10 protein-coding genes are annotated in these 9,617 nt (G+C 68.0%); 8 read left to right on the top strand and 2 right to left on the bottom strand.

Annotated elements, in window-relative coordinates; genetic code table 11:
• The 4 genes from ACEU5R_RS24480 to ACEU5R_RS24465 form a co-directional block, all read left to right on the top strand.
• Positions 1–988, top strand: a 988-nt coding sequence (locus ACEU5R_RS24480) for an ABC transporter permease (protein WP_392412241.1), incomplete at its 5' end; no start/stop codon positions are given.
• Positions 988–1,902 (top strand): ABC transporter permease, encoded by a 915-nt coding sequence (locus ACEU5R_RS24475; RefSeq protein ID WP_392412240.1) that lies wholly within the window; start codon positions 988–990, stop codon positions 1,900–1,902. The genes ACEU5R_RS24480 and ACEU5R_RS24475, both read left to right, overlap by 1 nt.
• A 153-nt stretch (positions 1,903–2,055) precedes the next feature.
• Positions 2,056–3,117: an ABC transporter ATP-binding protein gene (locus ACEU5R_RS24470; RefSeq protein WP_392412239.1), complete on the top strand. Its 1,062-nt coding sequence runs from the start codon at positions 2,056–2,058 to the stop codon at positions 3,115–3,117.
• A complete protein-coding gene (locus ACEU5R_RS24465; protein ID WP_392412238.1) occupies positions 3,114–4,109 on the top strand; it encodes an ABC transporter ATP-binding protein in 996 nt (331 codons plus the stop codon). Before ACEU5R_RS24470 ends, ACEU5R_RS24465 begins: the two co-directional genes overlap by 4 nt.
• An 81-nt stretch (positions 4,110–4,190) precedes the next feature.
• Here ACEU5R_RS24465 and ACEU5R_RS24460 read toward each other — a convergent pair whose 3' ends face one another.
• Together ACEU5R_RS24460 and ACEU5R_RS24455 are read right to left on the bottom strand one after the other, a co-directional pair.
• Positions 4,191–4,691: a hypothetical protein gene (locus ACEU5R_RS24460; RefSeq protein ID WP_392412237.1), complete on the bottom strand. Its 501-nt coding sequence runs from the start codon at positions 4,689–4,691 to the stop codon at positions 4,191–4,193.
• A gap of 179 nt (positions 4,692–4,870) precedes the next feature.
• Positions 4,871–5,668: a helix-turn-helix transcriptional regulator gene (locus ACEU5R_RS24455; protein WP_103272653.1), complete on the bottom strand. Its 798-nt coding sequence runs from the start codon at positions 5,666–5,668 to the stop codon at positions 4,871–4,873.
• Between the two features lie 92 nt (positions 5,669–5,760).
• Here ACEU5R_RS24455 and ACEU5R_RS24450 point away from each other — a divergent pair, with 92 nt between their 5' ends.
• From ACEU5R_RS24450 to ACEU5R_RS24435, 4 genes are all read left to right on the top strand, one after another.
• Entirely contained in the window at positions 5,761–6,714 is a 954-nt protein-coding gene (locus ACEU5R_RS24450; RefSeq protein ID WP_392412235.1) for a DMT family transporter, read from the top strand.
• A gap of 97 nt (positions 6,715–6,811) precedes the next feature.
• The gene (ettA, locus tag ACEU5R_RS24445; protein ID WP_103272655.1) at positions 6,812–8,485 is read left to right on the top strand and encodes an energy-dependent translational throttle protein EttA; all 1,674 of its coding nucleotides are present in this window, start codon (positions 6,812–6,814) and stop codon (positions 8,483–8,485) included.
• Positions 8,486–8,640: 155 nt separating this feature from the next.
• Positions 8,641–8,850 (top strand): type II toxin-antitoxin system VapB family antitoxin, encoded by a 210-nt coding sequence (locus ACEU5R_RS24440; RefSeq protein ID WP_392412232.1) that lies wholly within the window; start codon positions 8,641–8,643, stop codon positions 8,848–8,850.
• A gap of 110 nt (positions 8,851–8,960) precedes the next feature.
• Positions 8,961–9,494: an isochorismatase family protein gene (locus tag ACEU5R_RS24435; RefSeq protein ID WP_103272656.1), complete on the top strand. Its 534-nt coding sequence runs from the start codon at positions 8,961–8,963 to the stop codon at positions 9,492–9,494.
• Positions 9,495–9,617: the final 123 nt, after the last annotated feature.

Below are 9,617 nucleotides of genomic sequence, written 5' to 3'. Positions count from 1 at the left end.
GTTCGCTTTCATACTCCGCCGCCTGCTGCAGGCTGTGGCGGTGATGCTCACCGTCGCGCTGCTGGCATTCGTGCTATTTCAATACGTCGGCGATCCCGTCACCATCATGCTGGGCCAGGACGCCACCGACGCCGAACGCGTCGAGCTGCGTGAGCGCCTGGGCCTGAACGAGCCCGCCGTCGTCCAGTTCGGCCACTTCGTCGCCAACGCCGCGCAGGGCAATTTCGGCATCTCCCTGCGCCAGAGCGAACCCGTTTCCTCGCTGCTGAAGTCGCGCCTGCCGGCCACGCTGGAACTGTCGCTGGTCGCGGCGGTGCTGGCGCTGGTGGTCGGCGTGCCGCTGGGCGTGTATACCGCGCTCAAGCGCAACAGCATGCTGTCGCAGCTGCTGCTGGCCGGCTCGCTGCTGGGCGTGTCGCTGCCTACTTTCCTCATCGGCATCCTGCTGATCCTGGTGTTCTCGGTGCAGCTGGGCTGGCTGCCCAGCTACGGACGCGGCGAGACCGTCAGCCTGGGCTGGTGGTCGTCGGGCCTGTTCACGGCCGATGGCTGGAAGCACCTGATCCTGCCGTCGATCACGCTGTCGCTGTTCCAGATGACGCTGGTGCTGCGCCTGGTGCGCTCGGAAATGCTGGAAGTGCTGCGCTCGGACTACATCAAGTTCGCCCGTGCGCGCGGGCTCAAGCGCCGCGCCATCCACTTCGGCCACGCGCTCAAGAACACGATGGTGCCCGTCATCACCATCACCGGCCTGCAGCTGGGCGGCATCATCGCCTTCGCCATCGTCACGGAAACCGTGTTCCAGTGGCCGGGCATGGGCCTGCTGTTCATCCAGGCCGTGCAATTCGCCGACGTGCCGGTCATGGCCGCCTATCTGTGCCTGATCGCGCTGGTCTTCGTGGTGATCAACCTGATCGTCGATCTTCTGTATTTCGTCGTGGACCCGCGCCTGCGCGCCGGGATGACCCGCGCCGGGGGGGCTCACTGATGCGCGCCGTACTCAAACGCTGGTGGGACAGCGACCTGGCCTGGGCCTGGCGCCGCGCCCCGGTCGCCATCGCCGCCACCATCCTGCTGGCGCTGCTGCTGATCGGTTCCTTTGGCGCCGGCTGGGTGGCGCCGCACAATCCCTTCGACCTGACCAAGGTGGAACTGCTGGACGCGCTGCTGCCGCCGGCATGGCAGGCCAATGGCCAGCCGACCTACCTGCTGGGCACCGACAGCCAGGGCCGCGACCTGTACTCGGCCATTCTGTACGGCACGCGGGTGTCCCTGCTGATCGGCCTGGCCGCGGTGGCGCTGTCCATGGTCATCGGCATCGTGCTGGGCCTGGTCTCGGGCTACGCGGGCGGGCGCATCGACGCCTTCATCATGCGCGTGGCCGACGTGCAGCTGTCGTTCCCGGCCATCCTGATCGCGCTGCTAATCGACGGCGTGGCGCGCGCCGCGGTGCCGCGCGAGCTGCACGAGGTGATCGCCTTCCCAGTGCTGGTCGGCGCGATCGCGCTTGCCGGCTGGCCGCAGTACGCCCGCACGGTGCGCGGCTCCACCCTGGTGGAGAAGAACCGCGAATACGTGCAGGCCGCGCGCGTGATCGGCGTGGCCTCGCCCGTCATCATGTTCCGCCACGTGCTGCCCAATGTGCTGGGACCGGTGCTGGTGCTGGCCACGGTGCACCTGGCCACCGCCATCATCACCGAGGCGACGCTGTCGTTCCTGGGCGTGGGCGTGCCGCCGACGTCGCCGTCGCTGGGCACGTTGATCCGCATCGGCAACGATTTCCTGTTCTCCGGCGAATGGTGGATCGTCATCTTCCCCGGACTGGCGCTGGTGCTGTTGGTGCTGTCGGTCAACCTGCTCGGTGACTGGCTGCGCGACGCGCTCAACCCGCGACTGATGTGATGTGGCCCACCCCCGAAGCGCTGCGCGCTTCCCCCTCAAGGGGGCATGCCTGCGGACCGGCAAAGCCGGCTCCGCGGCATCCCGATGGAACCGTCTACGCTCCGTGGGGGCATGTCGCGGCAGTACGTGGACAACTGAATTTGAGATATATCCATGAGCGCATTACTTGAAGTCCGCAACCTGCGCGTGGAGTTCCCCACGCGCCGCGGCACGCTGCGCGCGCTGGACGACGTGTCCTTCTCGATCGAGGCGGGCGAGGTCCTGGGCGTGGTCGGCGAATCCGGCGCCGGCAAGTCGCTGACCGGCGCGGCCATCATCGGCCTGCTGGAGCCGCCGGGGCGCGTGGCCGCCGGCGAGATCCTGCTGGGCGGTCGCCGCATCGACAACCTGCCCGACGAGCAGATGCGCCGTGTGCGCGGCCGCGAGATCGGCGCCGTGTTCCAGGATCCGCTGACCTCGCTGAATCCGCTGTACACCGTGGGTCGGCAGCTGGCCGAGACCATCGTCACGCACCTGGACCTGAGCTGGTCGCAGGCGCGCACGCGGGCGGTCGAGCTGCTGGCGGCCACCGGCATCCCGGCGGCGCGCGAGCGCATCGACCACTATCCGCACCAGTTCTCCGGCGGCATGCGCCAGCGCGTGGTGATCGCGCTGGCCCTGGCCGCCGAACCGCGCCTGGTGGTGGCCGACGAGCCCACCACCGCGCTGGACGTGTCGATCCAGGCGCAGATCATCGAACTGCTCAAGCGCCTGTGCCGCGAGCAGGGCACGGCCGTCATGCTGATCACCCACGACATGGGCGTGATCGCCGAGACCGCCGACCGCGTCGCCGTGATGTACGCGGGCCGCGTGGCCGAGATCGGCCCGGTGGCCGACGTGATCCACAAGCCGCGTCACCCTTACACGGCCGGCCTGATGGGCTCGATCCCGGCGCTGGACAGCCACGCCCAGCGGCTGGTGCAGATCGACGGCAGCATGCCGCGCCTGAACGCCATCCCGACGGGCTGTGCGTTCAATCCGCGCTGCGGCCAGCAGCTGCCGCGCTGCACGCAGGATCGTCCTGAATTGATGGCGGCCGGCACTTCCCGCGCCGCCTGTTGGTTGCATGAAGATGGAGCCCCCACGCCGCGCCCGCATGGCGGGCTTGCTGCCCCCCAAGGGGGCGCTTTTGCCTTGGGGCGGCCCGGCGGCAAAAGTTCACAGGAGGCGGCATGAACGCACCGTTGGTAGAAGTCCGGGACGCGGCCCGCTGGTTCGACGTGTCGCCGCCGTGGCTGGAGCGCAAGCTGTCCGGCAAGCCCAAGGTCATGCTGCGCGCCGTCGACGGCGTGTCCTTCGACATCGCGCGCGGCGAGACGCTGGCGCTGGTGGGCGAGTCGGGCTGCGGCAAGTCCACCGTGGCGCGCATGCTGGTCGGGCTGTACGGCCTGACGCGCGGCGATATCCGCTTCGACGGCCAGCCCCTGGCCGGCATGGCCGAATCCGGCGGCCGGGCCATGCGCAAGCGCCTGCAGATGATCTTCCAGGATCCGTATGCCAGCCTGAATCCGCGCTGGCGCGTGGGCCGCATCATCGCCGAGCCCATGCTGACCCACACCACCATGACGCCGGCCGAGCGCACGGCGCGCGTGGGCCAGCTGCTCAAGCAGGTGGGGCTGGATCCGGCCGACCAGGGCCGCTATCCGCACCAGTTCTCGGGCGGCCAGCGCCAGCGCATCTCGATCGCGCGCGCGCTGGCGGTCAATCCGGAGTTCCTGGTCTGCGACGAGCCGACCTCGGCGCTGGACGTGTCGGTGCAGGCGCAGGTGCTGAACCTGATGAAGGATCTGCAGCGCGAGCTGGGCCTGACCTATCTGTTCATTTCGCACAACCTGGCGGTGGTGCATCACGTGGCCGACCGCGTCGGCGTGATGTACCTGGGCCGCATGGTGGAGGTCGCGCCGCGCGACGAGCTGTTCGCGCGGCCGCGTCATCCGTACACGCGCATGCTGCTGGAGGCGATTCCCGACATCAACGGCGCCGGCAAGCCGCGCACGGCGGTGGCGGGCGAGGTGCCCAATCCGCTGAACCCGCCGTCGGGCTGCACCTTCCATCCGCGTTGCCCGCACGCCAACGAGCGCTGCAAGACCGAGGCGCCGCAGGCACTCGCGGCCGGGCCGGCGGTGGTGGCTTGTCATGCGGTGCAGGAGGGGCGGATCACGGCCTGAGGCGTGGTCCGTGGCGTCCGTCCGTGGCGGCGGACGCCACGATTTCAAGCGCGGGCAGGCGGCGCCTCGTGGCCGCGTGGCTCAGTGCCGATGTTCGCCATCGGCCGCGTCGTCGTCTTCATCGTCTTCGTCCTCATCATCCTCGTCGTCCTGCGCCAGGTCCGGATCCTCGCTCAGCGCGAAGGGCAGCACGTCTTCCAGGCTGTCCGACCAGGCGGACTCTTCGCCATCATGGTCGAGCTTGACGAAGCGCTCGCCCTCGCCGAGCGTGATCTGGATGGCCCACAGGTACAGGCAGTCGTAGGTGTCGTCGTCGGCCGGCGGCAGGCCGCCGCGATTGCCCAGCAGGCGCGCGCCGGGGCCGCCCAGCTGCACATGGACCTGGGATTCGTCGGCTTCGGCCTTCTCGTCCAGCGGCACGCCGAAAGTCACCCATTCGGTGCCTTCCTCGCCCAACACGACTTCAGCCAGCACGGGCTTGCCCAGGAAGGCGCTGAGGGCGTCGGCCGTCTTGGCCAGCATGTCCAGCTCGGCCGAGCTGAAACGGGTCAAGGAGGCGGGAGGCGTGGCGGAGGCGGACATGAGGATTCCTGGGCGCGCCCGCGCTCTGATGGCGCGGCGCTGCATGAGATTGAGTAGCTTGGGGATTCGGGTCAGGCGCTATTGTCGCGCGTTCGGCCGTGCCTTGCATCGGACGCGTGGATGACGCGGTTCGCAGGGCGCGCGCCGCCAGCCGGGGGCGGCGGATCGCCCGCAATGTCCTACGCCGATGCCCGCGGCGCGTCGCCGCTGCGCCGCCGCGCGCTGTCGGGCGATTCCCCGGTCAGTCGTTGGAACATGGCGATGAACGCCGAGGGCGTGCTGTAGCCGAGCCGGCGCGCGACATCCTGCACCGGCAATCCCGCGTCCAGCATGCCCAGCGCGCTGACCACGCGCAGCCGCTGGCGCCAGTCGTTGAACGACATGCCCAGATGCTGCTGGCAGTGGCGCAGCAGCGTGCGCTCGGTGATGCCGGCGGTGGCGGCCCAGTGCGCCGCGCCGCGCTTGTCGCCGGGCTCGCGCTGCAGCGCCGCCAGGATCGGGGCCAGCGGCAGCTCGGTGGTGGACGGCAGATAGCTGGCGTAGGCGCGCGCCTGGCGCGTCTGGTCGATCACCACCTGCGCCATGCGCCGGTCTTCCGGCGTATCCGGATAGGTGATGCCGCGCCGCTCGAAATCGGCCAGCACGGCGCGCATGACGGGGCTGATCTCCAGCGTGCAGGGAGCGGCCGGCAGGCCGGCGCAGGCCGCCGCCGGGATGTCGATGCAGGCGTAGTGGACTTCGCCCTCGTTCTGGCAGCAGTGGGACACGCCCGGCGGTATCCAGATGGCGTACTGCGGCGGCGACAGGTACAGCACGCCTTCGATGCCGATCTCCATGATGCCGGAGATGGCGAAGTTCAATTCGCCCCAATCGGAGCGGTGGCGCGCCATGCTGGAATGCGGCGTGAAATGCAGGATGCGGCAGGCCAGCGGGTAGGGCAGGTGGCTGGCCAGTTGGGCGGAGGAAGCGGGGTCCATGTCCGGATTCGAGCGTGCTTTGTCTGAAATTCATTATATGCCTGAAGTCAGACAAGTCCTACACTGAGCGCTCGTTCCCGCAAGAGCGCATCATGCAGCAAGCTTCCGTTTCCCATCCTCCCGCCCGTTACCTGTTCTTCCCGCTGTTGGCGGCCCTGATCTGGTCGGTCAACATGATCGTCACCAAGATGTCCGCCGGCCTCATCGCGCCCGCCGCCATCGGCTTCTATCGCTGGGCGCTGGCCGGCGCGCTGCTCACACCCTTCGCCCTGCCGGGCGCCTGGGCGCAGCGCGCCCAGATCCTGCGCCATTGGCCCAAGCTGGCCGTGCTGGGCGGCCTGGCGATGGCGCTGTACCAGGGGCTGGCCTATGTGGCCGCGTCGACCACCACCGCCACCAACATGGGCATCATCACCGCCATGATCCCGCTGCTCACCATCGTGGTCAGCGCGCTGGTGCTGCGCGAGCGGCCCACGCTGATGGCGCTGCTGGGCGGCCTGGTGTCGCTGGCCGGCCTGTCGCTGCTGATCGGCGAGGGCGATCCGGCCCGGCTGCTGCAGGTGGGCGCCAATCCGGGCGACCTGCTGATGGGCGTGGCCGCGCTGGCCTATGCGCTGTATGGCGTACTGCTGCGCCTGTGGGCGCTGCCGCTGGGGCCGTGGCAATCGCTGTACGCGCAGATCGCCTTCGGCACGCTGTTCCTGCTGCCGACCTTCCTGCTGGCGCCGCCGTCGCCGCTCAATGCCGACAACCTGCCGCTGGTGCTCTACGCCGGCGTATTCCCGTCGCTGTTCGCGCCGTTCCTGTGGATCCAGGGCGTGCGTCACCTGGGGCCGAACCGCGCCAGCATCTTCCTGAACGTGATGCCGGTGGTCACCGTGGCGATCGCCGCCACCTTCCTGGGCGAAAAGCCGCATCTGTTCCACCTGGTCGGCGGCGCCATGGCGCTGGCCGGCGTGATGCTGGCGCAGATGCGCGCGGGGCGGCCCGCGAAGGCGCGGCGCAAGGCGGCGGAGCAGGATCCGTCCCTGTGCAAGTCGTCCTGAGACGGGCGCGCCCGGGGGCGCGCGGCCGCTGTCGCGCGCCGGCAAGGGTTCCGGCCTACAATCGACGGTTTCCCAGTCTCATATCCGATACGAGCCCATGGCCCAATACGTCTACACCATGAACCGCGTCGGCAAGATCGTGCCGCCGAAGCGGCAGATCCTGCGCGATATCTCCCTTTCGTTTTTTCCTGGCGCCAAGATCGGCGTGCTGGGCCTGAACGGCTCGGGCAAGTCGACGCTGCTGAAGATCATGGCGGGCGTGGACCGCGAGATCGAAGGCGAAGCCATCCCCATGCCGGGCCTGAACATCGGCTACCTGCCGCAGGAACCGCAGCTCAACCCCGAGCACACGGTGCGCCAGGCCGTCGAGGAAGGCCTGGGCGCGGTGGTCACGGCCAAGAAGCGCCTGGACGAGGTCTATGCCGCCTACGCCGAGCCGGACGCCGATTTCGACGCGCTGGCCGCCGAGCAGGCCGAGCTTGAAGCCATCATCGCCGCCGCCGCCTCCAGCGGCGCCGACGACATCGAGCACCAGATGGAAATCGCCGCCGACGCGCTGCGCCTGCCGCCCTGGGACGCCATCGTCGGCAAGCTGTCCGGCGGCGAGAAGCGCCGCGTGGCGCTGTGCCGCCTGCTGCTGTCCAAGCCCGACATGCTGCTGCTGGACGAGCCCACCAACCACCTGGACGCCGAAAGCGTGGAGTGGCTGGAGCAGTTCCTGCACAAGTTCCCCGGCACCGTGGTGGGCGTGACCCACGATCGCTACTTCCTGGATAACGCCGCCGAATGGATCCTGGAACTGGACCGCGGCTACGGCATTCCGTGGAAGGGTAACTACAGCTCCTGGCTGGAGCAGAAGGAAGACCGCCTCAAGCAGGAAGAGGCCTCCGAGTCGGCCCGCCAGAAGACCATCAAGAAGGAACTGGAGTGGGTGCGCCAGAACCCGAAGGGCCGCCAGGCCAAGGCCAAGGCGCGCCTGGCCCGCTTCGAGGAACTGTCGTCCTACGAATACCAGAAGCGCAACGAGACCCAGGAAATCTTCATTCCGGTGGGCGAGCGCCTGGGCAACGAGGTTATCGAATTCAACAACGTCAGCAAGGCCTACGGCGACCGCCTGTTGATCGACAACCTCAGCTTCAAGATCCCGCCGGGCGCCATCGTCGGCATCATCGGCGCCAACGGCGCCGGTAAATCGACGCTGTTCCGCATGATCGCGGGCCGCGAGCAGCCGGATTCGGGCGAGGTCAAGATCGGCCAGACCGTCAAGCTGGCCTACGTCGACCAATCGCGCGACGCGCTGGAAGACAAGAAGACCGTGTTCGACGCCGTGGCCGATGGCGCCGATCTGCTGACGGTGGGCAAGTTCGAGATGTCCTCGCGCGCCTACCTGGGCCGCTTCAACTTCAAGGGCGGCGACCAGAACAAGGTCGTGGGCCAGCTGTCGGGCGGCGAACGCGGCCGCCTGCACATGGCCAAGACGCTGATCGCCGGCGGCAACGTGCTGCTGCTGGACGAACCGTCCAATGACCTGGACGTCGAAACGCTGCGCGCGCTGGAAGACGCGCTGCTGGAGTTCCCCGGCAGCGTCATGGTCATCAGCCACGATCGCTGGTTCCTGGACCGCATCGCCACGCACATCCTGGCGTTCGAAGGCGACTCGCAAGTCGTGTTCTTCGACGGCAACTACCAGGAATACGAAGCCGACAAGAAGCGCCGCCTGGGCGACGAGGGCGCCAAGCCCAAGCGCCTGCGGTACAAGGCGCTGAAGTAAGGCGTTCTTGACGCAGGGCGTCCTTGAAGTAAGGCGTCCTGTTAGGCAGTCCGAAAATCCCGGCCCGTTCGTGCCGGGATTTTTTTTGGATGGTGGAATGAAGGCCCGCCTCGTTTGAGGTGCATCCCTATTCACTCGCCATGCAGGAGATCGACATGCGCGCCACCGTGACGCTGGACGACGAGTTGCTTGAATTGGCGCGCGCTTACACGGGGATCCAGGCTACGTCAGCGCTTGTGCAAAGCGCGTTGAGGCAACTCGTGCAGAGAGAGGCCGCCAAACGCCTCGCCGGCTTGGGAGAAAGTTCGCCTACCCTGAATGCCATCCCGAGACGGCCAGGGGCAATCCGCGATGATCCCGAGTGATCTTTCAGTTTTCACCTGTAGCCATTCACTCGGCCATCGCCGGGCGCCGCGATATCATTGAGTCAACCGTGCGGCGCTCGCTGCCGCGCCCGCTTTCCTGGAGATCCCCCATGCTGCTGCCAGCCTCCGATTCCACGCTGCTCATCGTCGACATGCAGGGCCGCCTGATGCCCGTGATCCACGACGGCGATGCGGTCCTGGCGGCCAACGTCAAGCTGGCCCAGGCCGCGCGGCTGCTGGAGGTGCCGGTGGTCGCCACCGAGCATCACAGCAAGATGCTGGGCGTGACCGTGGCGCCGCTGGCCGAACTGGTGCAATCGACCTTCCAGAAAATGCACTTCTCGTCGGCGCGCGAGCCGGGCTTCGAGGGCTGGCTGCCGGCCGCGCGCAAGACCGTGCTGGTGACGGGCTGCGAGGCGCACATCTGCGTGCTGCAGACCGTGATCGGGCTGACCGAGATGGGCTATCGCGCCGTGCTGGTGTCCGACGCGGCGGGCTCGCGCAAGCCGTCCGATCATCATGCGGCGCTGCGCCGCGCGCGGGCGCATGGCGCGGATATCGTCACCACTGAAATGGCGATTTTCGAGTGGATGGAAACCTGCGAGCACCCGCGCTTTCGCGACGTGTTACGTCTGGTCAAATAGCGGCCCCGGCTGCAACATTGTCCCCAGGGAACGCAAAGATTATCTCGCTGTTTGACACAATTCCTGGGCAAACTTCACAGCGCGCAGGCGAATATTTTGCGATCCTGAAGGCTCCAACCCAAG

The sequence above is a fragment of the Achromobacter sp. 413638 genome (assembly GCF_043119405.1).
Classification (GTDB): Bacteria; Pseudomonadota; Gammaproteobacteria; order Burkholderiales; family Burkholderiaceae_B; genus Achromobacter.
This window is presented reverse-complemented; position numbering and strand designations above follow the sequence as displayed.

Coding starts and splice junctions, on each gene's coding strand:
- ACEU5R_RS24475 (WP_392412240.1), top strand. CDS start 988: ATGCGCGCCGTACTCAAACGCTGGTGGGACAGCGACCTGGCCTGGGCC.
- ACEU5R_RS24465 (WP_392412238.1), top strand. CDS start 3,114: ATGAACGCACCGTTGGTAGAAGTCCGGGACGCGGCCCGCTGGTTCGAC.
- ACEU5R_RS24470 (WP_392412239.1), top strand. CDS start 2,056: ATGAGCGCATTACTTGAAGTCCGCAACCTGCGCGTGGAGTTCCCCACG.
- ACEU5R_RS24440 (WP_392412232.1), top strand. CDS start 8,641: ATGCGCGCCACCGTGACGCTGGACGACGAGTTGCTTGAATTGGCGCGC.
- ACEU5R_RS24460 (WP_392412237.1), bottom strand. CDS start 4,691: ATGTCCGCCTCCGCCACGCCTCCCGCCTCCTTGACCCGTTTCAGCTCG.
- ACEU5R_RS24455 (WP_103272653.1), bottom strand. CDS start 5,668: ATGGACCCCGCTTCCTCCGCCCAACTGGCCAGCCACCTGCCCTACCCG.
- ACEU5R_RS24435 (WP_103272656.1), top strand. CDS start 8,961: ATGCTGCTGCCAGCCTCCGATTCCACGCTGCTCATCGTCGACATGCAG.
- ettA (WP_103272655.1), top strand. CDS start 6,812: ATGGCCCAATACGTCTACACCATGAACCGCGTCGGCAAGATCGTGCCG.
- ACEU5R_RS24450 (WP_392412235.1), top strand. CDS start 5,761: ATGCAGCAAGCTTCCGTTTCCCATCCTCCCGCCCGTTACCTGTTCTTC.